The sequence below is a fragment of the Streptomyces sp. NPDC088817 genome, assembly GCF_044750345.1.
Taxonomy (GTDB): domain Bacteria; phylum Actinomycetota; class Actinomycetes; order Streptomycetales; family Streptomycetaceae; genus Streptomyces.
Genome location: NZ_JBIVJN010000029.1, coordinates 23213 through 50098 on the forward strand (window position 1 = coordinate 23213; position 26886 = coordinate 50098).

The window sequence follows — 26886 nt, forward strand, 5'->3', positions numbered from 1 at the left end:
GCAGCGGCCGGGTCCTGCCGATCAGGTCGTTGCAGCCGAGGATACGTTTCCCCTGGTCGGCGAGGTCGAACAGGTCGAACGAACCGGTCGGACCAGGCCGCGACGTCGGTCCCGGCGCCGTCGAAGTGTGTGGGTGGCGCCGAACCTCTCGGCCACGGCGGGACGTTCGGCGAAGAGGCCGACGCGCGGCGGCGGGACGGCGGGGCGGCGCCGACGCGGCGCCCCGCACCGGCCGACTTCCCGTCGGCAAAGGCACCGGGACGGCGGGCGTAGCGTAGAGGGCATGACGAAGTACGGATCGTTCCCCGGTACGCGTCCTCGCCGGCTGCGCACCACCCCCACCATGCGGCGCATGGTCGCCGAGACCCGGCTGCACCCGGCGGACCTCATCCTGCCCGCGTTCGTCCGCGAGGGTGTGAGCGAGCCCGTGCCGGTCTCGGCGATGCCCGGCGTGGTCCAGCACACGCGCGACAGCCTGAAGAAGGCCGCCGCCGAGGCGGTGGAGGCCGGGGTCTCCGGGATCATGCTGTTCGGGGTGCCGGAGGAGGACAAGAAGGACGCCCTCGGCACGGCGGGCACGGACCCGGACGGGATCCTCCAGGTCGCGCTGCGCGATGTGCGCGCCGAGGTCGGGGACGAACTGCTCGTCATGTCCGACCTGTGCCTCGACGAGTTCACCGACCACGGCCACTGCGGCGTCCTCGACGCCGGGGGACGGGTCGACAACGACGCCACGCTCGAGCGGTACGCCGAGATGGCCCAGGTCCAGGCCGACGCCGGCGCCCACATCGTGGGCCCCAGCGGCATGATGGACGGGCAGATCGGCGTCGTCCGGGACGCGCTCGACCAGATCGGGCGGGACGACGTGGCCGTCCTCGCCTACACCGTCAAGTACTCGTCCGCTTTCTACGGCCCCTTCCGGGAGGCGGTCGGCTCCTCGCTGCAGGGTGACCGCAAGACCTACCAGCAGGACCCGGCGAACCTGCGGGAGTCGCTGCGGGAGCTGGCCCTCGACCTGGAGGAGGGCGCCGACATGGTGATGGTCAAGCCGGCCGGCCCCTACCTCGACATCCTCGCCCGGGTCGCCGACGCCGCCGACGTGCCGGTCGCCGCGTACCAGATCTCCGGCGAGTACGCGATGATCGAGGCCGCCGCCGAGAAGGGCTGGCTCGACCGCGACCGGGCCATCCTGGAGACCCTCACCGGCATCAAGCGGGCCGGGGCGCGCAACATCCTCACCTACTGGGCCACCGAGGTCGCGCAGAAGCTGCGCTGACGTCGAAGCCCGGCCGCAGTGACGCGGTCCGGGCCCGCGCTCAGTCGTAGCCCTGCGATGTGATACGCACACCCCCCGCGGCCGTCGCCTCCGGTACATCGGGGGCGGGGTCCGGCCCGGGGGCCGTGTCGAGGATCGAGTGGGCCTCGTTCAGCAGGGCCGCCAGGTCATGGACGAGGCCGAGTTGCAGGGCGCGCCACGCCTCCGCGTCGCTCTCCGGCGGAGCGTAACTGCCGGTGTGCTTGTGGATGATGACGCCCGCGATGCGGTTGTGCTCCGCGCGCTCCTCCATGTCGCGGTCGTGGTGGTAGAAGTTCCGCAGCTCGTGCAACTGCGCCATCCGGCCGTCCCAGAACGGCATCGACAGCGCCGGCAGGTCCAGCACCGCCGGGTCCTTCCTGGGACGGCGCAGCGGAGCGTGCAGGCGCTCGTTGAAGACCTGGTACGTGACCGACAGCCAGGCCGTGAAATCGGCGCGGTCGGCGCACTGCCTGCGCAGCCGGGCGAAGTCGTCGGGCGGCGACGAGCGCAGCAGTTGGTAGCCGAGGCGGGCCCGGGACGCCTCGCACACCCTGCTGTAGGCGATCAGGGCCTCCTCCACGGCCGCCTCCCAGGTCCGCCGCTGCCGCGGGTCGGCGGCCGCGCGTCGCGGCGGCCCGGCGGCCAGTTCCCGGGCGGTGAGCTGCAGCCTGGGCAGACGGGGGCGCGCGGGGCGGCCCACGGCGCGTACGACACCGCTGCCCAGCTCGGCGAAGTACTCCTCCAGGACGTCGAGGCCGCCGATGCGCTGCCGGTCGCCGCCCGCGACCGCCACCAGTTCGCCCAGCATCCGATGGTTGGGCACCATGCTCTCGTGAGCCTGCGGCGCCCAGCCGGGGCGGTGCCGCTGCGCCTGCCACCAGCGGTCGAAGAGCGAGTCGTCGCTGATCCCGACGGCGTGCAGCCGGATGTCCAGACCGGAGTGCAGGTCCTCCATCAGCGACACGGGGTCCTGTGTGCCGGACAGGGACTCGCCGCTGCGCTCCTCGGGCAGCGGCGCGAAGTGAGCGCCGTCGCTGACCAGGACGACGAGCCGGTCGTTGCCCGGGACGCCGTAACGGTGCAGCAGCTCACCGGCCTTGTGCAGCGCCCTGCCGATGTCCGTGCCCGACTGGCGGAAGTCCAGCAGCGACACGGCCCCGCGCAACTGCTGCACGGAGTGGGCGTCCGAGACCTCCTCCATGCCCCACCGCGCCGGGAACACCGGTTCCTGGTCGTGGTCGAAGCGCACCAGGGCGAAGCGGGTGCCCACCCCGTCGTACCGCGTCCGGGCGTCGATCATGGCGCCGAGCGCGTCCTTGAGCGCGTTCATCCGGGAGATCGTGGAGTCGGCCGAGCCCGAGCGCAGCCTGCCCAGCCACTTGCCCTGGTCGCGTGCCGCCGCCGGGATGTCGTCGATGCTCATGGAGCCGCTGCAGTCCGCGAGCACGACGATGTCCACGCCGCTGCGCTCGCCCGGCGCGAACAGCGTGAGCCGGGTCTCCGCGCCGATGCGCAGCAGACCGCGGAGCACCTGCCCGCCCTGGTCGAGGGCCTGCCGCACCCGGAACAGGGTTCCCGACGCGTCGACCCACGCGTCGGGCAACGCCTCCAGGCCGTGCGCGAAGACGTGCCCGCACAGCAGGGGCGCCTCCCGCAGAATCGTCGTCGCCTCGTCGAGCGAGGGGCCCGACGGCAGTTCCAGCTCCAGCACGGCCGGTGTCAGCGCGTCCGCCGACACCAGCTCCCAGCCCTCGTCGGGCGTGAGGCGATGCTCCTGTACGAGGGCGGCGGGCGCCACGACGACATCAGCGGGCACCCCGGGCGCGGGCACCAGCCGTACCGCCACCGATCGGGCGGGCGCGCCACCGATGCCGTGCACCTGGAGGACGCCCGCCGACTCGGTGGTCAGCCGCGTCTCGGACACGGCGAGCCGGTTGTCGCCGACCAGGCCGTCCCCGGTCGCCGTGACGAGCCGGGTGTCGGCCGCCGAGTGCTTGAAGGCAGTCATCCGCGCTCCAGATTGATGTCCACGCCCACGCGCTGCCGCAGACGCTTGATGGTCGCACCGCCGGTGCCGATGAAGGCGCCTTGGAGCTGTTGCGGCACCTTGACGAAGAGGATCCGGCTGCGCGGGCGGAAGTCGGAGAACTCCACCGCGTCGGCGAGTTGGTGCCGGCCCAGGAGACGCAGCTCCTGCACCAGGCGGTCGAAGTGCCCCCGCCCCTCGACGTGCTGCTCCCGGAACCGCTTGATGTCCTCCTGCCGCGACGGGCGGTGCCCGGCGAGCAGTTCCAGCGCCGACGAGACCGTGGCGTCGCGCGGTGTCCGGTCGCGCAGCCGTTGTTCGAGGCCGCTGAAGAGACGGTCGATGGCCTCCATGTCGAGCACGGTCCCGCGCGTGTTGATGAGGATGTGCCGCACGACGCTGATGCGCGGCACCTGCACCCGGCGGCGGCTCGCCGACTGCCCGCGGTGGCCCTTCGCGCGGGCCACGGTGCCGGCCACGACGATGTCGATCAGGCCCTCGGGCGGGGTCGACCTCAGCTCCTGGTGATGACGGGAGCACAGGGCGACGCCGCGGCTGTAGGGCCCGTACACCTGCCAGCGCTGGGCGTGCTCGACGCAGACGCGCCGGCCGCACGCCTTCATCGCGGACAGGGTGCGGTGCTCGCAGCGGATGTAGCCGGTGCCGCGGCACCCGTCGCGCTCGCACACGGGGAAGCGCTCGTCGTAGCAGTCGGCGCAGTAGGAGACGGTCGCGTCGGCGGGGTGCCCGCGCAGATGCGTCCGGCACCAGGCCCTGCGCCCGCGGCACCGCACCCCGTCGCACCAGGCGGCGGCCTTCGTGCCGCACCGGCACTCGGGCACATGGCGCGGGCAGGAGGCGCGCAGGCCGCCGTCCAGGAAGACGGCGTGCGCCTCGCAGACCCGGCCCGTACGCCGGTCCTCGTCGCACCCGGCGCAGCGGTAGGGCGCATACGTCGTGGTACCTGCCGCGCGGCAGGTGGTGCAGGCGTGCCGGACCTCGGGCGGCTCCAGGACGCCCCGGATCGCGAACCGCGTGCCGGGCCCGAGCGGCCTCGGAGCGGTGGCCGGATCGAGGAACCAGATGCCGACCTCGCCCTCGTCCCCCAGATCGATCCGCACCCGCGGGCCCGCCAGCGGGTCGACCGTCACCACGGCCGGTTCGAGCCGGTCCCACAGCGCGACGCACTCGTCCGTCGACCGGGGAACGCGCTGGAAGTCCCGCAGGTCCAGGGTGACGGGCACGACCGGATGGGCCGGAGCGGGCAGGGTCATCGGTCGGCCTCCTCACGCGGAGCCACGAGCAGCACCTCGACCGTGCCACGGCGCTCGTCCCCGCTGCCGGTGTAGGTCGTGTCGGTCAGCAGGACGTGCCGCATCCCGCCCGGTGCCCGGCCGGCGCTGCGCAGGCCCTCGCGCACCCGGGGGCGGTCCTGCGCGGGCAGGTCCCAGTGCAGCAGTGCCACGCCCTGCTCGCCCGCCACGCGCACGGCGCGGTCCGCCGCCCCGTCGTCCCACGACGACAGCGGCTCCTCGCACCGCACACGCTGCCCGGCGCGCGGGCGCAGCGCGCGGCGCAGCGCCCGCGCCTCGTCCCGCCCGCGGGTGCGCAGCGGACGGGTCAGGTCCAGGGCGCCCCTGGCCAGACAGTAGGAACGCAGCGCGTCCAGCACCTCGGGGACGCGGATGTCCGGCTTGCCGACCAGATCGAGGAGCTGGTCGGCGGTGAGCGGCGCCGGCTGTCCGGTTCCGGGCTGCCCGGCGCTCGACCGCCCGGTTCCGGGTCGGCCGGTGCTGGATCGCCCGGTTCCGGGCTGCCCGGTGCTGGACCGTCCGGTGTTGGACCGTCCGGCGTCGGACGGGGCCTCCTGGCGGGGACGGGGTGCGGGCGGGCCCGTGACGTGCTCCGTGAGCCAGATCCGTGCCGCGGCCCAACTTCCCCGCGCGATCGCCTGGTTGGCGGCGCTCAGATGGTCGGTGGTCAGCCAGCCGGGCGTGGCGAGGCCCTGCGCGAGCCGCTCGGGGGCGAGGGCGCTCGCGTCGTCCGCCCGCCACCGGGCCAGCAGATCGTTCTCGTTGCGCACGAAGGCGGAGGCGGTGGCCGAACCGGCGAGTTCCATGCCGATCGACAGCGGGGCCAGTTCGTCGACCGTGGCATCCAACTGCCGGAAGTACGGCATCAGTTCGTGCAGCAGTCCCAGCATCGCGCGCCCGGCGGACCGCGGTTTCGCGGGCCCGTCGCCGCGTTTGCCCTGCTCGACGTGCAGCTCCGCGGCGAGCCCATGGGCGACGGCTCGCGCGCGGTCCCGTTCGATCAGCGGCTGCGGCACCTGGCGCACCCGTCGTCCGGTGCGCTCCAGATCGCGGGACCACATCGACAGCGCCTGCACCAGCAGCGCGTGCGCCATCGTGGTGGCGACGGTGACCTGCGCGTCGAACAGCCGCAGGGTGACATCGCCCTCGGCCCCCGCCTCCGGCTCCCCGAGCGGACTGACGTCCATGGCCTCCAGGCGGCTGAGCCGTTCCTCCTGCCGCAGCCTGGTGCGCACCCGCTCCAGGTGCTCCGGCGCGTACGACTCGATGTAACGGGTGCTGGCCTGATCGACCGAGCGCGAGAGCCGGGCCGAACCACCCGGTGACACCCCACCGGGGCCGTAGAGCTGACGGCCCGCCAGTGCGATGAGGGGTGCTGTGTGTTCGCGTACGAGATTGCCGAACAACTCCCGCTGCACCGGGCCCAGTACCTCGGCGGAGTGCAGATCGGCGCACAACCCGGCGGTCGGATCGGGCTGCTGCTGCCAGCCGGTGGGCAGCAGCAGCCCGCCACCGCGGCGTACCTCGGCGGCCACCTGGGCGACCGCCACGGCCAGCGCACCGGCGACACGTTCCCGGGTCTCGGGGCCGTGCAGCGAGACGCGGCCGGTGTCGATCCACAGGGCCGCCGGGGCACGCGCGCTGCCCCGCAGGGCGAACGGCGGGCCCGCCGGTCCCGGGGGCAGCGACGGCGGGGCGGCCAGCAGCGCGGCGACCAGTTCCGGCGCGCCACGGCCCGGGCGCGGTCCGGGAACGTACACGCTGTAGCCCTTGGCGATCCGCTGCCTGAGCGGACCGGAACGGCTGAGTGCCACCAGGACCATGGCTCAGTCCTCCGTCCTGTCCCACATCGTGTTGGACCACAACCCCCGCAGTGGTGGGAGCAGTACGAAGAGCACGACGGTGACCAGCACCGCCACGAGGGTGGTGACGAGCAGGGTCCATGGCCCCGACCCCCACAGGGCCCCGGCCGCGTACGCCACACCGAAGGGCAGCCCCACCGACGACAGCAGCCCCAGTGCGACCGAGATCCGCCGCGAGCGCGCCGCCTCCACATGGCGCGCCGTGCCGGCGAGGCCCACTGCGGTGTGTGACAGCAACTGATCCAGGCAGAGCTGCTCCTGGAAGCGTTCGAGCAGTTCGTTGCCCTTGCCCTGGGAGGTGATGTGCGACGACCACAGGGCGCGGCGCAGTTCGGTCAGGCGTCCTTCGAGGCGCAGCAGCCGGTTCGCGTCGGACTCCCGCGCGGTCAGCGCGGAGACGGCGTTGGCCAGGGCGTTCGCGCCGAGGTACTGAAGCCGGGCCAGCAGGAACACGTCGAGGTAGATGGTGTGGACGTGGTGGGCGGCGGTGGCGTGGAACGTCTCCTCGCCGCCCGGGTCGGGGGAGGTCCCGACGAAGGCGGCCCCGTCCCGCAGCACCAGTGCCTGCCAGTCCGCGGAGAACCGCACCCTGCCGGCGAACAGGGCCGTGTCCTCGGGGTCCGGCGCGAAACGCTCCAGAGGGCTTCGGGAGGCCAGCAGCCACAGCCACTGGTCGCGCGTGCTCCACGAGGTGTACGCGGTGGGCATCACCGGCGGCGGGCGACCCTGCTCGAACGTCACGTGCGCCAGGGTCCAGGCGCGTGCCGTACCGGCGGCGACCTCCACCCCGCTCGGCAGGATCTTCGCCAGACGGGCGTGGTCCGTGGGGAGCGCGGCGAGCTCCGCCAGCTCCGCCACCGGATCGTCCCCGAGGCGTACATGCAGCACCGCCAGCGCCGCCCGCCGGTCGTCCAGGCCCGCCGCGGCGGGGACGCGGAGCAACTCCACCGCCTCGACCGCCGGTTCGTCCGCATCCGGAGGGCGCCGCAGGTGCCAGCGGGACGGACGGCCCGGATCGCCGAAGAGGGACGTGCCGACCCGGGGTTCGAAGTACGTCAGCCGCCGCTCACGGTCGGCGGCCGTCCCGTCGGCGAGTAACGCGGGCAGGGGGCCTTCGGCCCACTCCTCGGGCAGCGGCTCCGCGGCGGCCAACCCGACTTCGAACACGACACATGACGAACTCCGCCGCACCGGCCGTCCCCCCGGACCATGAGCAGTCGTTCCTGACGATGCCTAACAGTCTCAAAAGTAACAGCACGGACGTCGCTGAGGGTTCACCTGTGGAAACTGATGGCGACGAGCAGCCGGCTGCCGCTCGTCGCCATCGGACGGTCAGAGGCGTTCGGGCGTCCGGATGCCCAGCAGGGCCATGCCCTGGTGCAGGGTGCGGGCCGTGACGTCGCACAGGAACAGGCGGTTCTCCACCTGCTCCGGCGTCTCGGCCTTCAGCACCGGGCACTTGTCGTAGAAGGACGTGTACAGGGACGCCAGCTGGTACAGGTACGCGGCCAGCTTGTGCGGGGCGTACTCCTCGGCGGACTCCCGCACCGCCTCCGCGAAGGCGTCGGTGTGCAGTCCCAACGCGCGCTCCGCCTGCGTCAGTTCCAGCTCCGGGTGGGCAGCGGGCCGCACCTCTTGGGCCTTGCGCAGGATCGACTGGATCCGGGCGTAGGCGTACTGGAGGTAGACCGACGTGTCGCCGTTCAGCGAGACCATCTGGTCCAGGTCGAACTTGTAGTCCCGGTTCGCCGAGGTCGACAGGTCCGCGTACTTCACCGCGCCGATGCCCACCTGGGCACCCCGCTCGGTGATCTCCTCCTCCGTGAGGTCCTGCGCCTTCTCCCGGACGACCGCGGAGGCGCGGTCGATCGCCTCGTCGAGCAGGTCGACCAGGCGGACCGTCTCGCCCTCACGGGTCTTGAACGGCTTGCCGTCCTTGCCGAGCACCGTGCCGAACGCCAGCTGGAACGCCGTCACGTCGTCGTTCAGCCAGCCGGCCCGCCGCGCGGTCTCGAAGACCATCTTGAAGTGCAGGGACTGACGGGCGTCCACCACGTACAGCAGGGTGTTCGCCTTGAGGTTGAAGACCCTGTCCCGGATCGCCGACAGGTCGGTGGCCGCGTAGCCGTAGCCGCCGTCGGACTTCTGGACGATCAGCGGGACCTGGTTGCCGTCCGGGCCCTTGATGTCGTCGAAGAAGACGCACAGGGCGCCCTCCGAGCGGACCGCCACGCCGGACTCCTCCAGCAGGCGGCAGGTCTCGGCGAGCATGTCGTTGTAGCCGGACTCGCCGACGATGTCCGCGTCCCGGACGTCCATGTCCAGCTTCTCGAAGACGGAGAAGAAGTAGATCTTCGACTCGTCCACGAACTTCTGCCACATGGCGACCGTGCGCGCGTCACCGGCCTGGAGGTCCACCACCCGGCGCCGGGCCCGCGTCTTGAACTCCTCGTCGGAGTCGAACAGCCTGCGCGCGGCCTTGTAGAGGCGGTCGAGGTTCGACATCGCCTCCTCGCCGCTCACCTCGGACGCCTTGTGGTCCAGCTCGTGCGGGTGCTCGTCCAGGTACTGGATGAGCATGCCGAACTGGGTGCCCCAGTCGCCGATGTGGTGCCGGCGGACCACGTTCTCGCCGGTGAACTCCAGCAGCTGGACGACGGAGTCGCCGATCACCGCGGACCGCAGGTGACCGACGTGCATCTCCTTCGCCACGTTCGGCTGGGCGTAGTCGATCACCGTCGTGCCCGGCTGCTCCGCGTACGGCACGCCGAGGCGGCCGTCGGGGTCGGCCGCCCGCGCGGCGAGGTTCTCCGTGATCGCCCGGTCGGTGACCGTGACGTTGAGGAAGCCGGGTCCGGAGACCTCGACGTCCTTGATCACGTCACCCGTGACCACGTGCCCGACGACCTGCGCCGCCAGCTCGCGCGGGTTCGCCTTCGCCTTCTTCGCCAGCGCCAGGATCCCGTTGGCCTGGAAGTCCGCCCGGTCGCTTCGTCGCAGCAGCGGGTCCGCGGCGCCGGTCTCCGGCAGGGTGGCCGAGAGGGCGGACGCGAGGCGCTGGTGGACGGAAGCGGTGAGGGACGTGACCGAGGCCATAGGAAAGGGTGCCGTTCTCCTCGTGGGGATGGATAGACAGGCCCAGTATCCCACGCGGGGTAAAGCGAATTTTCCGGTCGCCCGGCGAACCCCGGGCCGTCCGCGCCCGTCCAACGCGTTGAAAAGGCGTTTTCACGGATGCCGACCCGCCTGGGACAATGGAGCGGTCAGCCGTGCGACCGCTGCGGCTGCCCACGGAGAACCTTCAGAGAAACTTCAGGGAAAGAGGACGTGCCGATCGTGGCTCAGAGCAACGAGACCGCCGACTGGGTCTCCCGTTTCGCGGACGACGTCATCGAGGAGTCGGAGCGTCGGGCCCCGGGCAAACCGGTCGTCGTCGCGTCCGGCCTGTCGCCGTCCGGCCCCATCCACCTGGGCAACCTGCGCGAGGTCATGACCCCGCACCTCGTCGCCGACGAGATCCGCCGCCGGGGCCGCGAGGTACGGCACCTGATCTCCTGGGACGACTACGACCGGTACCGCAAGGTCCCGGCCGGTGTCACCGGCGTCGACGAGTCGTGGGCCGAGCACATCGGCAAGCCGCTGACCTCCGTCCCGGCGCCGAAGGGCTCGGAGTACGCCAACTGGGCCGAGCACTTCAAGGCCGCCATGGTCACCTCGCTCGCCGAGCTGGGCGTGGAGTTCGACGGCATCAGCCAGACCGAGCAGTACACCGCCGGCGTGTACCGCGAGCAGATCCTGCACGCGATGAAGCACCGCGGCGACATCGACGCGATCCTCGCCCAGTACCGCACCAAGCCCAAGGCGGGCAAGAAGCAGCAGAAGCCCGTCGACGAGGCCGAGCTGGAGGCCGAGGAGGGCTCGGGCGCCGCCTCCGAGGACGACGGCAGCTCCGGCTCCGCCGGCTACTTCCCGTACAAGCCGTACTGCGGCAACTGCGAGAAGGACCTCACCACCGTCACCGCCTACGACGACGACTCCACCGAGCTGACCTACGCCTGCACCGCGTGCGGTTTCTCGGAGACGGTCCGGCTCAGCGAGTTCAACCGCGGCAAGCTGGTCTGGAAGGTCGACTGGCCGATGCGGTGGGCGTACGAGGGCGTGATCTTCGAGCCGAGCGGTGTCGACCACTCCTCGCCGGGCTCCTCGTTCCAGGTCGGCGGGCAGATCGTCGGGATCTTCGGCGGCAAGCAGCCGATCGGCCCGATGTACGCCTTCGTGGGCATCTCCGGCATGGCGAAGATGTCGTCCTCGCGCGGTGGCGTGCCCACCCCGGCCGACGCGCTGCGGATCATGGAGCCGCAGCTCCTGCGGTGGCTGTACGCCCGGCGCAGGCCGAACCAGTCCTTCAAGATCGCCTTCGACCAGGAGATCCAGCGCCTGTACGACGAGTGGGACAAGCTCGCCGCCAAGGTCGCTGGGGGCACCTCCCAGGCATCAAGCACTGGGGGAGGCTCCGCCCTGCCCGGTGACATCGCCGCGTACACGCGCGCCGTTGGCACCGCCGCCGCGGAGCTGCCGAGGACGCCGCGCCCGATGCCGTACCGCACGCTCGCGTCCGTCGCCGACATCACCGCCGGCCACCAGGACCAGGCGCTGCGCATCCTGTCCGAACTCGACCCGGCCGACCCGCTGGGCTCGCTCGACGAGGCCCGCCCGCGGTACGACAGGGCCGAGGCGTGGATCAACACCCACGTCCCCGCCGACCAGCGCACCATCGTCCGCGACGAACCCGACACCGACCTGCTGAAGTCCCTCGACGAGCCCTCCCGGCAGTCCCTCCGGCTGCTGCTCGACGGCCTCGGGGACCACTGGTCGCTCGACGGGCTCACCCACCTCGTGTACGGCGTGCCCAAGGTCCAGGCCGGCTTCTCCGCCGACGCCACGCCCAAGGAGCTGCCGCCGGAGATCAAGACCGCCCAGCGGTCCTTCTTCGCGCTGCTCTACCACCTGCTCGTCGGCCGCGACACCGGTCCGCGCCTGCCCACGCTGCTGCTCGCGGTGGGGCAGGAGCGGGTGCGGACCCTGCTCGGGCAGTAACGGATACGACGAGGGGCCCTCATACGAGGGCCCCTCGTTCGTGCTCCGCGGTTCGCGGTTCAGGCGATGTGGTCCTCCTCCAGCTCCGTGTTGAAGCGGTGGGAGAAGTCGGTCACCATCTGCTTGGCCTCGTTGTCGGGCAGCGAGATCCCGTATGTGGCCTCCACCCCGTCCGCGAACTCACGGGGTGTGGGCAGGCTGCCGTCTATCGACTTCTTGAAGACCAGGTAGAAGTCTTCCTCGGTCGGTTCCGGGGCGCCGCCGCCCTCTCCGAGCTCACGGGTGCGACCCGGACCCGAGGGGATGGGGAAGCTGCTGGTCGTCTCCGACGGGGATTCCTCGGGGAAGGGCTGCCGCTCCTCGCGGAACTGGTGCCGGGGGAACTGTTCCTGCTGGTACTGCTCCTGCTCGTACCAGGCCGCGTACTGCTCCTCGGCGTAATGAGGGTCGTAGGGCGGCTCGTAGGTGGGGTCGTAGTCGCCCTGGTACTCGATCTGCTGGGGGTTCCTGGCGTGCAGCCAGGGGTTCGCCTCAGGATCGGGTGCCGGCACCGGCGCGGGTGCGGGCTGTTCGGCGGGGGGAGCGGCGGGAGCGGGGGCCGACTCGGGGCGCTGCTCGCTCTGAGGCGCCGCCGGGGCGGGCGCGGGAGCGGGCGTGGGTGCCGGCAGGAGCGCCGGGAGTTCTATGCCCGCCGCCGCCAGGCCCTCCGGGGCCGTGGCCGAGAGCGGGACGCCGTACCGGGCGAGGCGGAGCGGCATCAGGGACTCCACCGGGGCCTTGCGGCGCCAGGCGCGGCCGAAGCGGGAGCGCAACCGGGCCTGGTAGACGAGGCGTTCCTGTTCCAGCTTGATGACCTCGTCGTAGGAGCGCAGCTCCCACAGCTTCATGCGCCGCCACAGCAGGAAGGTGGGCACGGGGGAGAGCAGCCAGCGGGTCAGCCGGACGCCTTCCATGTGCTTGTCCGCCGTGATGTCCGCGATCCGGCCGATCGCGTGCCGGGCCGCCTCCACGGCGACCACGAACAGCACCGGGATCACCGCGTGCATGCCCACGCCCAGCGGGTCCGGCCAGGCGGCGGCGCCGTTGAAGGCGATCGTGGCCAGCGTCAGCAGCCACGCGGTCTGACGCAGCAGCGGGAAGGGGATCCGGATCCAGGTCAGCAGCAGATCCAGGGCGAGCAGCACACAGATGCCCGCGTCGATGCCGATCGGGAACACATAGCTGAAGTTCCCGAAGCCCTTCTTGATGGCGAGTTCACGGACGGCGGCGTACGAACCCGCGAAGCCGATACCGGCGATGATCACGGCGCCCGTGACGACCACGCCGATGAGAACGCGGTGCATCCGGGTCAGCTGTGGCGTGGCCACCCGTAACTCCCTCCCCTTGCGTGTTGTTGCGCGCAACAGGGTGGCACATCTGTGCGAGGGATGGGGTACCGGTCCGGTTGCTTGCCCCTACCGGCCGTCCGGGGCTCAGCCGTTGGACGCGGACGCGGACGGCGAGGCCGACTTCGACGGCGACGACGGCTTCGCGGGGGACCCGGACGCCGAGGAGGAAGAGGAGGACGAAGAAGGGGAGGAGGACGACGAAGTGCTCGGCGCCGTGCCGCCGGACGCGCCGTTCGCCGCCGCCACCGCGGTCACCGTCTCCTTGGCGGCCTTCTCCGCGGCCTTCGCCAGGCCGTCGGCGTCCGGGGTCCTGTCACCGGCCAGACCCGCGCCGTTGTAGTCGAGCGTGACGACCACGTTCTCCACCCGCGCCACGACCGTCTGCTGCTTGAAGTCGCCTTCCTTCTTCTTCAGGTCGTAGCGCACCAGCGTGGCCTCGTCGCCCGTACCGGCGGCCGGCCCCGACTTGACGTTCCGCGCGTCCTCCGCGTGCTGCGCGTCCTGCACCTGCCGCTGGTAGAACTCCTGCGCCTGCTTCTCGCCCGAGCCGCGGGTGACATCGGACTCGAAACGCAGCAGCGAGACGTTCAGCCAGCGGAACTGAGAGCCCTTCACCCCGTTGTTGTCCAGGCTGTTCCAGGCGCAGCCGGCCCGCGTGGAGAGATCGCTCGACGCGCTCTCCTTGCCCGACTTCGCGCCCTTCGGGACCAGTTCACCGAGGGTCTTGTCCGACAGCACCTTGCACGCCTGGGGCAGCTTCCCGTACGCCGCCGCCTGCACCGTCGGCGACGGGCCGGCGCTCGCGCTCGCGGAGCCGTTCACATCGGCCGCCGTGGTCTTCCCGGCATCTCCGCCGGAACCGGAGTCCGAGGAGGAGCAGGCCGCGGCGAGCAGCATCACGGGGACGGCCATCGCGCAGACAAGGGCACGGTGCGGACGCCCTCCTCGCGGGGTACGCGGGGCTCGGTCTTCTCGCTGGGCTGCTCGCTGCATGGTTCCTTCACTCATGACGCTCGTGGTTCCTGCGGTGGGATCGGGTCCGAGGGGCCACCGTACGCGGTAGGACAGCCCTACGGTCCCACTTGTCCCACTGAGCGCAGTGGCACCGGGTGCCGCACGAGCGCCGTCAACCACCCAGGGAATCGGCCAGCCGAGCCGCCAGTTTCCTTGCCTTGTCCTGCATTTCCTTGCTGTCCGGGACGATTCCGACGGTCGCCGGCTGCTCCTCGTAGACGATGGTCACGACCACGTTGGACGTGCGGAACGCCACAGTCACGGTGCGCTGCCTGGCGGTCGAACCGGCGTTGCCGAGGTCGTCGTCCACGAACGCCTCGTCGCCGAGGTCGCTCAGGACCCGGGGCCGGAGATCGGGCGGGGTGGCATCGCCGGAGGTGGACGGGGAGGAGGGGGAGTCGGGGGACGACGACGAGGACGAGGAGGACGACGGGGACGACGAGGCGGAGGGGCTGCCGCCGGAGCCGGCGTCGGGGCCGGCCTGGGACTCGGTCGTGGAGGCGGAGCTGCTCTCGGTGGCGGTCGGCTCGGGAAGGTGCGCGGCGTCCTGCTTGCCGGCGAACACCGACTGGGCCTGGCTGTCGTCGCTGACGGTGTTGTCGTAGGAGACGACGCGCTCGAAGTCGACGTAGAGGTGGTCGGTGGCGTCCGAGGACTCCACCTTCCAGCGGCATCCGACCTTGCGGTCGGTGTCGTACGTGAGCGTCGCCTGGCCCTCGTAGGCCTTGTCCCGCTGGTCCACGTCCATGATCTGCCTGATGCCGGGCAGCAGTGAGTCGAGGGTGTTGTGACCGACCGCGTGGCAGGCCTCCGGAAGCGTCCGGTACCGGCCCGGCTGGGCCACCGCGGTCGTCGCGTCGGAGCCGCCGGGGTTGGCGTTGTCCGCCCCGCCGTCACTCGACGAACCACCGGTGCAGCCGCCCAGCAGCAGCGCCGCGAGCGCGGCAGCGCCGGGTACGTACGCCTTCCGCAGCACGGTCAGGCTCCTCTCGTTCTCGACGGCCCCGCTGGTTATTCGCTTGCCGGGCGGGGGCGCACTCCGGAGACAATGTGTATCGCACGCACTGCCGTGGACGCCGGTCCGTTGCCCTGTTTCGTAGACCTTGGCGCCGGTATTGCGTTTCCGTACTTCCATGCTGTTTTCCGGGGGATGAGGGCGATATGTCGTATGTGGAGATGCCGGGCGCGAAGGTCCCGATCCGTATGTGGACCGACCCGGCGACGGTGGAGAACGCGGCGATGCAGCAGCTCCGGAACGTCGCGACCCTGCCCTGGATCAAGGGCCTCGCCGTCATGCCGGACGTGCACTACGGCAAGGGCGCGACGGTCGGCTCGGTCATCGCGATGCGGAACGCGGTCTGCCCGGCGGCGGTGGGTGTGGACATCGGCTGCGGAATGTCGGCGGTGAAGACGTCACTGACGGCGAACGACCTCCCCGGCGACCTGTCCCGCCTCCGCTCGAAGATCGAGCAGACGATCCCGGTGGGCCGCGGCATGCACGACGACCCGGTCGCCCCGACCCACTTCCACGGCCTGCCGACCGCGGGCTGGGACGGGTTCTGGGGGCGGTTCGACGGGGTGGCGGAGGCGGTGCGCTTCCGCGAGGAGCGCGCTCTCAGGCAGATGGGCACGCTGGGCAGCGGCAACCACCATCTGGAGGTGTCGGTCGACTCGGAGAACGCGGTCTGGCTGACCCTGCACTCCGGCTCCCGCAACATCGGCAAGGAACTCGCCGAACACCACATCGGTGTTGCCCGGAAGCTTCCGCACAACCAGGGTCTCGTCGACCGTGACCTCGCCGTCTTCGTGTCGGACACCCCGCAGATGGCCGCGTACCGGCACGACCTCTACTGGGCGCAGGAGTACGCGAAATACAACCGCTCGATCATGATGGCCCTCCTCAAAGACGTGATCCGCAAGGAGTTCAGGAAGGCGAAGCCGACCTTCGAGGCGGAGGTCAGCTGTCACCACAACTACGTGGCCGAGGAGCGGTACGAGGGGATGGACCTCCTGGTCACCCGCAAGGGCGCGATCAGGGCGGGTGCCGGCGATCTCGGCATCATCCCGGGCTCGATGGGAACTGCCACGTACATCGTGAAAGGGCTTGGCAACGAGAAGGCGTTCAACTCCGCGTCGCACGGCGCCGGTCGGCGCATGAGCCGCAGCGCCGCCAAGCGCCGCTTCTCCACGCGGGACCTGGAGGAGCAGACGCGGGGAGTGGAGTGCCGCAAGGATTCCGGCGTCGTGGACGAGATCCCGGGCGCCTACAAGCCGATCGAGCAGGTCATGGACCAGCAGAGGGACCTCGTGGAGGTCGTCGCGAGGCTGAAGCAGGTCGTCTGCGTGAAGGGCTGAGGCGCGGCCGTACGGCTACTTCGCGTGGCGGACCGCGTAGATCATGACGAAGGCGACCACGTGGATGCCGAAGAGGAAGTAGCCGAGGTAGTACCAGACGTAGCGTTCGCGCTTCTTCTCCAGGGCGAGGCGGGCGCGGTCCGGGTTCTGGTCGGCGGCGTCGGTCATCACTGCTCCCGGTGGACCTTGGTGTTCGACGCCTGGGCGCGGGGGCGGACGACCAGGAGGTCGATGTTGACGTGGCTGGGGCGGGTGACCGCCCAGGTGATGGTGTCGGCCACGTCGTCGGCGGTCAGGGGCTCGGCCACACCGGCGTAGACCTTGTCGGCCTTTTCCCGGTCGCCGCCGAAGCGGGTGAGGGCGAACTCCTCCGTCCTGACCATGCCGGGGGCCACCTCGATGACGCGGACCGGCCTGCCGACGATCTCCAGGCGGAGGGTCTCGGCGAGGACATGGGCGCCGTGCTTGGCGGCGACGTAGCCACCGCCGCCCTCGTAGGTGCCGTGGCCCGCGGTGGAGGAGACCACGACCACCGTGCCGTCGCCACTGGCCTCCAGCTTGGGCAGCAGCGCCTGGGTGAGGTTGAGGGTGCCGAGGACGTTCGTCTCGTACATCGTGCGCCAGTCGGCCGGGTCGCCGGTGGCGACGGGGTCGGCACCCAGCGCCCCGCCCGCGTTGTTGACCAGGACGCCGACGGACTTGAAGGCCGTGGCGAACTCGTCCACCGCCGCGCGGTCGGTGACGTCGAGCTGGTAGGCGGTGGCGGAGTGGCCCGCCGCGTTGATCTCCTCGGCCAGCGCCTCGATGCGGTCCTCGCGGCGGGCGGTCAGGACGACCCGGTAGCCGGCGGCCGCGAGCTGCCGGGCCGTGGCGGCGCCGATGCCGCTGCTCGCACCGGTCACGACGGCGAGGCGGGAGGCGGCGGACGGGGCGGCGGTGGCCATGACGGCTCCTCGGGGCGGAGTGCGATGCGTGCGCCCCCAGCCTAGGTGAACGTCAGCCGCCGTTCCGTGGCGCCCACATGATCACGGCCATGCCCGCCAGGCAGATCAGCACGCCGGTCACGTCCCACCGGTCGGGCCGGTAGCCGTCCGCGGCCATGCCCCAGAGGATCGAGCCGGCGACGAAGATCCCGCCGTACGCGGCGAGGACGCGGCCGAAGTGGGCGTCGGGCTGGAAGGTGGCGACGAAGCCGTACGCGCCGAGCGCGAGGACCCCGCCGGCGGCCCACATCCAGCCGCGGTGCTCGCGCACGCCCTGCCAGACCAGCCAGGCGCCGCCGATCTCGAACAGCGCGGCGACGACGAAGAGGGCGGCGGAGCGAAGGATCAGCATGGGGGCAGCCTCGCACGGAGCCCTTCGCGCCCTCCGCGCGGAGTGGCCCGGGCCCGGCGGAATACTTCCCGGACGGGGACCGTTGGGCGGGTATAGTTGAACCATCAACCAATTGGAGGGTGAGTGGCCATGCAGTTCGGGATCTTCAGCGTCGGAGACGTCACGCCGGACCCCACCACGGGGCGTACGCCGACCGAGCGCGAGCGGATCAAGGCCATGGTCGCCATCGCGCTGAAGGCCGAGGAGGCCGGCCTGGACGTCTTCGCGACCGGTGAGCACCACAACCCGCCGTTCGTGCCGTCCTCGCCGACCACCATGCTCGGCTACATGGCCGCCCGGACGGAGCGGCTGATCCTGTCCACCTCCACCACCCTGATCACCACCAACGACCCGGTGAAGATCGCCGAGGACTTCGCGATGCTCCAGCACCTGGCCGACGGCCGGGTGGACCTGATGATGGGCCGCGGCAACACCGGACCGGTCTACCCCTGGTTCGGGCAGGACATCCGCCAGGGCATCAACCTCGCCATCGAGAACTACGCCCTGCTGCACCGCCTGTGGCGCGAGGACGTCGTCGACTGGGAGGGCAGGTTCCGCTCGCCGCTTCAGGGCTTCACCTCCACGCCCCGCCCGCTGGACGGCGTACCGCCCTTCGTCTGGCACGGCTCCATCCGCTCCCCGGAGATCGCCGAGCAGGCCGCGTACTACGGCGACGGCTTCTTCCACAACAACATCTTCTGGCCGGCCGACCACACCAAGCGGATGATCGAGCTGTACCGGACCCGGTACGCGCACTACGGGCACGGCACCCCCGAGCAGGCGATCGTCGGGCTCGGCGGCCAGGTGTTCATGCGGAGGAACTCCCAGGACGCGGTGCGCGAGTTCCGCCCCTACTTCGACAACGCGCCGGTCTACGGCCACGGGCCCTCCCTGGAGGACTTCACCGCCCAGACCCCGCTGACCGTCGGCTCCCCGCAGCAGGTCGTCGAGAAGACGCTGTCCTTCCGCGAGTACGCCGGCGACTACCAGCGCCAGCTGTTCCTGATGGACCACGCGGGCCTGCCCCTGAAGACCGTGCTGGAGCAGATCGACATGCTCGGCGAGGAAGTCGTGCCGGTGCTGCGTGAGGAGTTCGCCAAGAACCGCCCGGCGGACGTGCCGGACGCGCCGGACCACGGCTCCCTGCTCGCCGCGAACCGGTCCGGGAACGAGGAAGAGGTGACCACCGCATGAACGACCACCGCATGAGGCTCCTCGTCGTCTCGGCGGGGCTGAGCGTCCCGTCCTCCACGCGGCTGCTGGCCGACCGGCTGGCGGCCGCGACCGCCGGGCACGCCGCGGTGGACGCGCGCGTGATCGAGCTGCGGGACCTGGCCGTGGAGATCGCCCACAACTTCACCGGCGGCTTCCCCGGCCCGGCCCTGGCGGACGCGCTGGACGCGGTCGCCGAGGCGGACGGGCTGATCGTCGTCACGCCGGTGTTCTCCGCCTCCTACAGCGGACTGTTCAAGTCCTTCTTCGACGTGCTCGGGGTACGGGACGGGAACGCGCTGGCCGGCAAGCCGGTGCTGATCGCCGCGACCGGCGGCACCGCCCGGCACTCCCTGGTCCTCGACCACGCGCTGCGCCCGCTCTTCGCGTACCTGAAGGCCGTCGTCGTCCCCACCGGCGTCTACGCCGCCTCGGAGGACTGGGGCAGCGCCGAGGGCCTGCCCGAGCGGATCGGGCGGGCGGCCGAGGGGCTGGCGGCGCTGATGACGGGGCTGTCGGTGGCACGGCGCCCGGACCAGACCGCCGTGCCGGACCAGGCCGCGCCCCCGCAGACCGCGCCCCCGCAGGCCGGCGGTTTCACGGTCGTGCCGTTCGAGGAGCAGCTGGCCGCGCTGCGGAGGTGACGGGTGTCCGCCGCTCGCGGGGGCCGCGGCCGGACGGGCCCGCCGACGACGGGGACGACGGGGACGACGGTGAGAGAACGGTAGGCGGCCCGTCGCGTTGCCTCCGAGTCGGTGAGAGGCGGGTAAAAAGGGTGATCGTAGGCCCATTCGTCTCGGTCGCGGGCCCGCGGCCTTGGCAGACTGGACGGGTGCCTCAGACTGTGCTCCTCGCCGAAGACGACCGTGCCATCCGTCACGCCCTGGAGCGTGCCCTGACCCTGGAGGGCTACGACGTGACGGCGGTCGCCGACGGCGTCGAGGCACTCGCCCACGCCCACAAGAGCCCGCCGGACGTCCTCCTCCTCGATGTGATGATGCCGGGCATCGACGGACTCCAGGTCTGCCGGGTGCTGCGCGCCGAGGGCGACCGCACCCCGATCCTCATGCTCACCGCCCTGGTGGAGACCGCCGACCGGATCGCCGGCCTGGACGCCGGCGCCGACGACTACGTCGTCAAGCCGTTCGACGTCGAGGAGGTCTTCGCCCGGCTGCGCGCCCTGCTGCGCCGCACCAGCCCGGTCGGTGTGGGCGCGGGCGGCGCGGGGGACGTACCGGCGAAGGAGCCGCAGGTGCCCGAGCGGCAGATCGAGGCGGCCGGGATCCGCATGGACCTCCAGGCCCGCCGGGTGTGGCGGGGCACGCGCGAGCTGGAGCTGACCCGCACCGAGTTCGAACTGCTCGAGCTGCTCGTCCGCAACGCCGGGATCGTGCTGGACCACTCCACCATCTACGACCGCATCTGGGGCTACGACTTCGGCCCCGGCTCCAAGAACCTCGCCGTCTACGTGGGCTACCTGCGCCGCAAGCTCGACGAGCCGAACGCGCCGCAGCTCATCCACACCGTCCGAGGCGTGGGCTACGTGCTCCGGGAGGACTGAGTGGGCCGCCTCGCGCGGCTGCTGGACAGACCGCGGCCCCGGCTGTCGTCGCTGCGGACCACGTTCGCGGTGTCGTTCGCCGCGGTGACCGCGGCGGTCACCGTCCTGGTCGGCATCCTGTCGTACAACTCCGCCGCCCGGCTGGTCCGGGTGGACCAGCAGTCGGTGTTCACGCAGGTCGTGCAGGACGTACGGGACGAGGTGCGGCGCTACCAGCTGATGCCCGCGGACTTCACCTCCTCCCGTCCCGGGCACGAACTGGTCCGGCCCCACCGCACCAACGTGCAGGTGCTCGGCGCCCGCGGCGAGATCGTCGACCACGGCACTCCGCCGCTGCCCGTGACCGCCGGGGACAAGTCCGTCGCCGCCGCCGCGAAGGCCGGCACGGCCGTCGAGTACAAGGACGTGAACGTCGGGGGCGAGGTGTACCGGGTCGCGACGGTCGCCCTCGGCAGCGGCCACGGCGCCGTGCAGGTCGCCCAGGAGTTCAGCGACACCGAGGACCTGCTCCACGCTCTCCAGCAGCGCACGCTGATCCTGATGGTCGCCGTGGTGGTCGCCGCCGGTCTGTGCGGCTGGTGGCTGGCCCGCCGCATCACACGCCGGCTGGTGATCCTCACCTCCGCCGCCGAGGGCGTCGCCCGCACCCGGCGGCTCGGCGTCGAGGTGCCCGTCACCGGCTACGACGAGGTGGGCCGCCTCGGCCGCTCCTTCGACCGCATGCTGGGCCGGCTCGCCCAGTCCGAGGAGGACCAGCGCCGCCTGGTCCAGGACGCGGGCCACGAACTGCGGACCCCGCTGACCTCCCTGCGCACCAACATTTCCCTGCTGCGCCGCATCGACGAACTGCCGCCCGCGACCCGTGAGGAACTGGTCGCCGACCTGACCCAGGAGGCCCGCGAGCTGACCGACCTGGTCAACGAGCTGGTCGACCTCGCGGCCGGTCAGTCCGACACCGAGCCGGTGCAGCGGGTCGACGTCGCCGACATCGCCTGGGACGTCGCGGGACTGGCACGCCGGCGCAGCGGACGCGACATCGTGGTCCGCTCCAGCGGCGACACGACGATCCAGGGCCGGCCGGGCATGCTCCAGCGGGCCATCTCCAACCTCGTGGAGAACGCCACCAAGTTCGACCGCGAGGGCAGGGCGCCCATCGAGATCGTCGTCGCCGGGCCCGCCAGGCCGGGCATGGTCCGCGTCGAGGTCCTGGACCGCGGGCCCGGTATCGCCGCGGGCGATCTGATACGTGTCTTCGACCGTTTCTACCGCGCCGCCGACGCCCGCTCCCTGCCCGGTTCCGGCCTCGGCCTGTCCATCGTCCGCGAGGTGGCGCTGGCCCACGGCGGCGCGCCGTTCGCCTTCCGCCGGGAGGGCGGCGGATCGGTGATCGGGTTCACGGCGGGGGCGGAACGGGGCCACCAGGACAGGGGCGGAACGGCGACCGGGTCGCCGGGCCCGGGCCGGGACGGGGGCTAGGAACGCGTGTCGGCGTACTCCCCGGCGCGCCCGGACTCCTTGCGGCGGGTGAGGGACGGGAGGGCGGGCGGGGTGAGGAAGCCCTCGGCGCGGGCGCTGGCGAGGCCGATGCGCGGGATGTCGCTGCTCTTGGCGAACAGCAGGAAGCGGGGCTCCCAGACCGGCCGGTACTTGGCGTTGGCGCGGTACAGCGACTCGATCTGCCACCAGCGGGAGAAGAAGGTGAGCACCGAGCGCCACAGCCGCAGCACCGGACCGGCGCCGAGCCGTGCCCCGCGTTCGAAGACCGAGCGGAACATGGCGAAGTTCAGCGACACCCGCCGCACCCCGAACTCTCCGGCCCGCAGCAGCAGTTCTACCACCATGAACTCCATCAGGCCGTTCTCGCCGTCGCGGTCGCGGCGCATCAGGTCCAGCGAGAGGCCGTGCTCGCCCCACGGGACGAAGCTCAGCAGCGCCCGCGGGACCCCGTCGGCGTCCCGGCACTCCAGCATCACGCAGCGGCCGTCGGCCGGATCACCCAGCCGTCCGAGGGCCATGGAGAAGCCGCGCTCGGTGGCGCCGTCGCGCCAGCGGTCGGCGCGCTCGACGAGCAGGGCCATCTCCTCGTCGGGGATGTCCTCGTGCCGGCGGACGCACACGGTGTAGCCGGCCCGGCGTACCCGGTTGTGGGCCTGCCGTACGACGCGCATGGCGCGGCCCTCCAGGCTGAAGTCGGCGACGTCGACGACGGCCTCGTCGCCCAGTTCGAGGGCGTCCAGGCCGTGCCGGGCGTAGATCGTGCCGGCTTCCTCGCTCGCGCCCATCACGGCGGGCGTCCAGGCGTGCCGGCGGGCCTCGGCCAGCCAGGCGTCGATGGCGCCGGGCCAGGCCTCCGGGTCGCCGATGGGGTCGCCGGAGGCCAGGCTGACCCCGCCGACGACGCGGTAGGTGACGGCGGCCTTGCCGGTGGGGGAGAAGATCGCGGCCTTGTCGCGGCGGAGCGCGAAGTAGCCGAGGGAGTCCCGTTCACCGTGCCTGTCGAGCAGTTCGCGCAGCCGCTTCTCGTCCTCCTCGCCGAGCAGGGCGCGGCCGCGCGGGGAGCGGAAGCAGGCGTACAGGACGAGCAGGAAGGTCGCCGCCATGGAGACGTTGAGGGTGATGTCGACCCAGTGAGGCACGTGCACGGCCGGGACGCGCTCGGCGAGCGGGCCGACGCTGACGCCGCGCAGCAGGACGTAGCCGATCCGCTGGGCGAGGGAGGCGCCGCCGTGCGCCTTGTTGGTGGCGTCCACCAGCAGGGTGCCGAGGCCCGCGCTGACGAGGAGGCCGCCGGCGCCGACGGCGAGAGCGAGTCTCGGGTTGGAGCGGTCGCCGACGGCGTGGAACTCGCGACGGCCGATCAGTAGCGCGGTCACGAAGAGTCCGGTGAGCGCGGCGGAGACCCAGTTGAAGACGTGGTCGTTGAACCGGTCCTGGGTCAGTGCGAGGACGTAGAGGGCGAACAGGGGCCCGGCGAGCAGCATGTTGAACGCCCAGGCGGCCCGTTTGCGGCGTCGCATCACCACGGCGAGGAACAGCGCGAGCGCCGCGGAGACCAGGCCGGCGGTGGCCAGGTACGGGGTGAAGAACTCGCCGCCGTTGTGCTCGTGGACCTCCTCGCGGAACGGCAGCGAGAGCACCGCGACGATGTTGAGCACCGCGAGCAGTCGCAGGTACCAGACGGTGGCCGCGGCGGCCCGTACCTGTGGCCGGACGCCCCGCGAGGGACGTGCGGAGGCGTCGGCGTCACGCTGGGCGGGGACGAGGGGCGGCTGCTGTGCGGGCATGGGTGACACGTCACCTCGGAGCGGGCCGGGCAAACCGGCGGGGACGGAACCGGCGGGGATCAGGGGACCCCAGGGGGACAGCCGGACGGACGAGCGGTCGTACGTCCACGGCGATGGCGCCGACCCTACGCTCTGTAGGGTAACGGGGCCGGGTCGGCTCTTTGTCCGTTGTGCGTACGGAAAAGGTAAGGAAAGGGAACGAAGACGCGAGGCGGTGCGGGGCCGGTCCCGCTCGGCGGGAGGCGGAGTCGCTGCCGCTCCCTAGTCGGTGGGAAGCGAGGCCGGTGCGCGACGGCCCTCGGCGGGAGCGCGGCGCGGGCCGCCGCCCGCGGCCTCGCGTCTGCGGGACGCCGTCAGCAGCCACGCCAGGTTGCCCACCGCCGCACCGGCCGCCACTGCGGCGACGATCACCCCGGCCGTGGCGAAGCCGGCCCGGAACAGCCGCGGCCGCGGGTTGAGGCTGTGCAGCCCGAAGCCGCAGAGCAGATAGACCCCGACGGCGGCGGCGGTGAGGCTGACGACGAGCAGGACGACGGTCGGCCCGAGCCCGCCCTGCGCGTTCTCCCCGGGCGAAGCACCGGGCCGCCCCGTAGCGCGTGCTTCCTGCATGGGTCCCCCGTCGATGGTTGAATGGCGAGCCGACCCCCTACAGTACGTAGGGCCGCTGCCGGAGGGAAACCCGTTCGGTCACCGGCCGTGTCCGACCGCAATGCCATCGTCACCTCCGGCCGTGCTCCGCCGCTCCGGGCAGGGGCCCGCCGGACTGTGCTACGGTTTTGGTGTTGCAGTTGTGGTACCCATGAACCTATGTGCGCCTGACGGGAATGTTCCTCACAGGCGCATTATTTGTTTTCCCGGCATCTCCGGATGGGGCCTCTGCCTACAGAAGGAGAAAGTCATGGCACAGGGAACCGTGAAGTGGTTCAACGCCGAAAAGGGTTTCGGCTTCATCCAGCAGGACGGCGGCGGCCCCGACGTCTTCGCCCACTACTCGAACATCGCGACCCAGGGCTTCCGTGAGCTCCAGGAGGGCCAGCGGGTCTCGTTCGACGTCACGCAGGGCCAGAAGGGCCCGCAGGCGGAGAACATCGTCCCCGCCTGATCGCCGGGCGCGTATCTGCTCACCGGGGTCGGCACCGACATGGTGCGGACCCCGGTTTGTGCTGTTTCGAGGAAGGCAGACCACCGCATGTCCCGCAGACCCCAGAAGTCGACCAACCGGCGCGCCTCGTCACGTCCGTCATCGCCCTCGTCGCCGTCGACGCCGAGGGAATTCCGGCTGCCGGAAAGTACGACACCCGCTCTTCCCGCCGTCGAGGACTTCGCCGCTCTGGACATGCCCGCGGAGCTGCTGAAGACCCTCACCGCGCAGGGCGTGACCACGCCCTTCCCCATCCAGGCCGCCACGCTCCCCAACTCCATCGCGGGACGTGACCTGCTGGGGCGTGGGCGTACCGGTTCCGGCAAGACGCTCGCGTTCGGGCTGGCGCTCCTGGCGCGTACGGCCGGGCTGCGCGCGGAGCCCAAGGCGCCCCTCGCGCTGGTGCTGGTGCCCACCCGTGAACTCGCCCAGCAGGTCGCGGACGCGCTGAGCCCCTACGCGACGGCGGTCGACGTCCGGCTCACCACCGTGGTCGGCGGGCTGTCCATCACGAAGCAGGCCGGTGCGCTGCGGCGCGGCGCCGAGGTGCTCGTGGCCACCCCCGGCAGGCTCAACGACCTCGTGGAGCGCGGGGACTGCGTGCTCGACGACGTACGCATCACGGTGCTGGACGAGGCCGACCAGATGACCGACATGGGCTTCCTGCCGCAGATCACCAAGCTGATCACGCAGGTGCGGCCCGACGGGCAGCGCATGCTCTTCTCGGCCACCCTGGACCGCAACATCGACCGCCTGGTGCAGCGGTTCCTGACCGACCCGGTGGTGCACTCCGTGGACCCGTCCGCGGGCGCGGTGACGACCATGGAGCACCACCTGCTCCACGTCCAGGACGAGACCGACAAGAAGGCGGTCACCACGCGCATCGCGGCCCGTGACGGCCGGGTCATCCTCTTCCTCGACACCAAGAGGTCCGCCGACCGGCTGGCCAAGCGCCTCCTCGCCGTCGGTGTCCGCGCGGCGGCACTGCACGGCGGCCGCTCGCAGCCGCAGCGCAACCGCACCCTGGAGCAGTTCAAGAACGGCCAGGTCACCGCGTTGGTGGCGACGAACGTCGCGGCCCGCGGCATACACGTCGACGACCTCGACCTCGTGGTGAACGTCGACCCCCCGACCGACCACAAGGACTATCTGCACCGGGGCGGCCGCACGGCTCGCGCCGGCGGTTCCGGCAGCGTGGTCACGCTGGTCCTGCCCGACCAGAAGCGGGACGTCACCCGGCTCATGTCGGACGCGGGCATCCGCCCCCGGACGGCGAGCATCAGGTCGAGCGACGCGGAACTGGCCACCCTCACGGGCGCCCGCGAGCCGTCCGGCGTGGCCGTCACCATCGAGATCCCCCAGCCCACGACACCGCCGGCATCCGGCACCGACCGCAAGTCCGCCACGGAACCGGGCAGGCGCCCCAGCCGCCGACGCCGGAGCGGCGGCGGGTCGGGCCCGGCGAGGAACGGTGCCGCCGGTACGGGCGGCGCGAGCGGTCCGGCGAAGGGCGGTGCCGCCGGCACGGGCGGGCGTGGCGGGGCCGGATCGGCCAAGGACGCCGGCGTCGGTACGGGCGGTCGCGGCCGTCGTGCCTCGGCCGGATCGGCCGGAACCGCCGGTGCTGCTGGTGGTTCCTCCGCGTCGGGGTCGGGCGGGCGCGGCGCCGCTGCCCGCCGGGCGGGAGCGGCCGGAGCGAAGGGCGCCGCCGGTACGGGCGGCCGCGGTTCCGACCGCCGGACCGCGCCCGGCGCCGCCTCCGGCACACCGGCCCGCGGCTCCGGCCGCCGCCCGGCGGCCGGTGGAGCCACGCGCGGCACGAGCGGCCGCGGTTCCTCGGGCACCGGCGGCCGCCGGGGCTCCGCCACCTAGTAGTGCTTGGTCAGGTCGGCTGTGGTGGTGCGTGTCTTTCGGGTTCGGTGTGGCGTTGAGGGGGTGTGACTCCGGACGAGATTGCTGCCG

22 protein-coding genes are annotated in these 26886 nt (G+C 71.9%); 9 read left to right on the forward strand and 13 right to left on the reverse strand.

The window, feature by feature from the left end:
• The first annotated feature begins 283 nt into the window (after positions 1-283).
• The gene (gene hemB / locus ACIP4X_RS34220) at positions 284-1276 is read left to right on the forward strand and encodes a porphobilinogen synthase (protein WP_358737284.1); all 993 of its coding nucleotides are present in this window, start codon (positions 284-286) and stop codon (positions 1274-1276) included.
• 40 nt (positions 1277-1316) lie between these two features.
• Here the strand turns inward: hemB and ACIP4X_RS34225 are convergent, their stop codons facing one another.
• The 5 genes from ACIP4X_RS34225 to argS form a co-directional block, all read right to left on the reverse strand.
• A complete protein-coding gene (locus ACIP4X_RS34225; RefSeq protein WP_391460132.1) occupies positions 1317-3305 on the reverse strand; it encodes a VWA domain-containing protein in 1989 nt (662 codons plus the stop codon).
• Positions 3302-4597 (reverse strand): KH domain-containing protein, encoded by a 1296-nt coding sequence (locus tag ACIP4X_RS34230; RefSeq protein ID WP_391460134.1) that lies wholly within the window; start codon positions 4595-4597, stop codon positions 3302-3304. The genes ACIP4X_RS34225 and ACIP4X_RS34230 overlap by 4 nt, the downstream gene beginning before the upstream one ends.
• The gene (locus ACIP4X_RS34235) at positions 4594-6459 is read right to left on the reverse strand and encodes a hypothetical protein (RefSeq protein WP_391460136.1); all 1866 of its coding nucleotides are present in this window, start codon (positions 6457-6459) and stop codon (positions 4594-4596) included. Before ACIP4X_RS34235 ends, ACIP4X_RS34230 begins: the two co-directional genes overlap by 4 nt.
• Positions 6460-6462: 3 nt before the next feature.
• Positions 6463-7665, reverse strand: coding sequence for a hypothetical protein (locus ACIP4X_RS34240; protein ID WP_358737291.1), 1203 nt, complete (start codon positions 7663-7665; stop codon positions 6463-6465).
• Positions 7666-7830: 165 nt separating this feature from the next.
• Positions 7831-9594: an arginine--tRNA ligase gene (gene argS / locus ACIP4X_RS34245; RefSeq protein ID WP_358737293.1), complete on the reverse strand. Its 1764-nt coding sequence runs from the start codon at positions 9592-9594 to the stop codon at positions 7831-7833.
• A 231-nt stretch (positions 9595-9825) separates the two neighbouring features.
• On the opposite strand from argS, the gene lysS reads away from it, so the two are divergent.
• Complete coding sequence (gene lysS, locus ACIP4X_RS34250) at positions 9826-11595, forward strand: lysine--tRNA ligase (protein WP_358737295.1); 1770 nt, start codon at positions 9826-9828, stop codon at positions 11593-11595.
• A 59-nt stretch (positions 11596-11654) separates the two neighbouring features.
• On the opposite strand, the gene ACIP4X_RS34255 is transcribed toward lysS, so the two are convergent.
• The 3 genes from ACIP4X_RS34255 to ACIP4X_RS34265 form a co-directional block, all read right to left on the reverse strand.
• Entirely contained in the window at positions 11655-12938 is a 1284-nt protein-coding gene (locus ACIP4X_RS34255; protein WP_358737319.1) for a DUF2637 domain-containing protein, read from the reverse strand.
• A 129-nt stretch (positions 12939-13067) separates the two neighbouring features.
• Complete coding sequence (locus ACIP4X_RS34260) at positions 13068-13991, reverse strand: DUF3558 family protein (protein WP_358737297.1); 924 nt, start codon at positions 13989-13991, stop codon at positions 13068-13070.
• Positions 13992-14109: 118 nt separating this feature from the next.
• Positions 14110-14973: a DUF3558 domain-containing protein gene (locus ACIP4X_RS34265; protein ID WP_391460140.1), complete on the reverse strand. Its 864-nt coding sequence runs from the start codon at positions 14971-14973 to the stop codon at positions 14110-14112.
• Positions 14974-15158: 185 nt separating this feature from the next.
• Here ACIP4X_RS34265 and ACIP4X_RS34270 point away from each other — a divergent pair, with 185 nt between their 5' ends.
• Complete coding sequence (locus tag ACIP4X_RS34270) at positions 15159-16352, forward strand: RtcB family protein (protein ID WP_358737301.1); 1194 nt, start codon at positions 15159-15161, stop codon at positions 16350-16352.
• A 15-nt stretch (positions 16353-16367) separates the two neighbouring features.
• Here the strand turns inward: ACIP4X_RS34270 and ACIP4X_RS34275 are convergent, their stop codons facing one another.
• The 3 genes from ACIP4X_RS34275 to ACIP4X_RS34285 are packed head-to-tail and all read right to left on the reverse strand — an operon-like array spanning position 16368 to position 17687.
• A complete protein-coding gene (locus ACIP4X_RS34275) occupies positions 16368-16520 on the reverse strand; it encodes a hypothetical protein (RefSeq protein WP_358737303.1) in 153 nt (50 codons plus the stop codon).
• Complete coding sequence (locus tag ACIP4X_RS34280) at positions 16520-17296, reverse strand: SDR family oxidoreductase (RefSeq protein ID WP_358737305.1); 777 nt, start codon at positions 17294-17296, stop codon at positions 16520-16522. Before ACIP4X_RS34280 ends, ACIP4X_RS34275 begins: the two co-directional genes overlap by 1 nt.
• Positions 17297-17348: 52 nt before the next feature.
• Positions 17349-17687, reverse strand: a complete 339-nt coding sequence (locus tag ACIP4X_RS34285) for a YnfA family protein (protein WP_100572389.1) — start codon at positions 17685-17687, stop codon at positions 17349-17351.
• A gap of 129 nt (positions 17688-17816) precedes the next feature.
• Between ACIP4X_RS34285 and ACIP4X_RS34290 the strand changes: the two genes are divergently transcribed.
• From ACIP4X_RS34290 to ACIP4X_RS34305, 4 genes are all read left to right on the forward strand, one after another.
• Positions 17817-18920 carry an LLM class flavin-dependent oxidoreductase gene (locus ACIP4X_RS34290; RefSeq protein WP_358737307.1) on the forward strand — a complete coding sequence of 368 codons (1104 nt, stop codon included), beginning with the start codon at positions 17817-17819 and terminating at the stop codon, positions 18918-18920.
• An 11-nt stretch (positions 18921-18931) separates the two neighbouring features.
• Positions 18932-19582: a CE1759 family FMN reductase gene (locus ACIP4X_RS34295; RefSeq protein WP_391460153.1), complete on the forward strand. Its 651-nt coding sequence runs from the start codon at positions 18932-18934 to the stop codon at positions 19580-19582.
• Positions 19583-19770: 188 nt separating this feature from the next.
• Positions 19771-20499, forward strand: coding sequence for a response regulator transcription factor (locus ACIP4X_RS34300; protein WP_358737309.1), 729 nt, complete (start codon positions 19771-19773; stop codon positions 20497-20499).
• A complete protein-coding gene (locus ACIP4X_RS34305; RefSeq protein ID WP_358737311.1) occupies positions 20500-21975 on the forward strand; it encodes a HAMP domain-containing sensor histidine kinase in 1476 nt (491 codons plus the stop codon). It abuts the gene before it with no gap.
• Here the strand turns inward: ACIP4X_RS34305 and ACIP4X_RS34310 are convergent.
• Both ACIP4X_RS34310 and ACIP4X_RS34315 read right to left on the reverse strand, forming a co-directional pair.
• Positions 21972-23783, reverse strand: a complete 1812-nt coding sequence (locus ACIP4X_RS34310; RefSeq protein WP_391460145.1) for a phosphatidylglycerol lysyltransferase domain-containing protein — start codon at positions 23781-23783, stop codon at positions 21972-21974. The two genes, ACIP4X_RS34305 and ACIP4X_RS34310, sit on opposite strands and share 4 nt — an antisense overlap.
• A gap of 261 nt (positions 23784-24044) precedes the next feature.
• Positions 24045-24392: a hypothetical protein gene (locus ACIP4X_RS34315; RefSeq protein WP_358737315.1), complete on the reverse strand. Its 348-nt coding sequence runs from the start codon at positions 24390-24392 to the stop codon at positions 24045-24047.
• 289 nt (positions 24393-24681) lie between these two features.
• Between ACIP4X_RS34315 and ACIP4X_RS34320 the strand changes: the two genes are divergently transcribed.
• Both ACIP4X_RS34320 and ACIP4X_RS34325 read left to right on the forward strand, forming a co-directional pair.
• Positions 24682-24885, forward strand: coding sequence for a cold-shock protein (locus ACIP4X_RS34320; RefSeq protein WP_023544341.1), 204 nt, complete (start codon positions 24682-24684; stop codon positions 24883-24885).
• 87 nt (positions 24886-24972) lie between these two features.
• Positions 24973-26796: a DEAD/DEAH box helicase gene (locus tag ACIP4X_RS34325; protein WP_391460148.1), complete on the forward strand. Its 1824-nt coding sequence runs from the start codon at positions 24973-24975 to the stop codon at positions 26794-26796.
• The last annotated feature ends 90 nt before the right edge of the window (positions 26797-26886 follow it).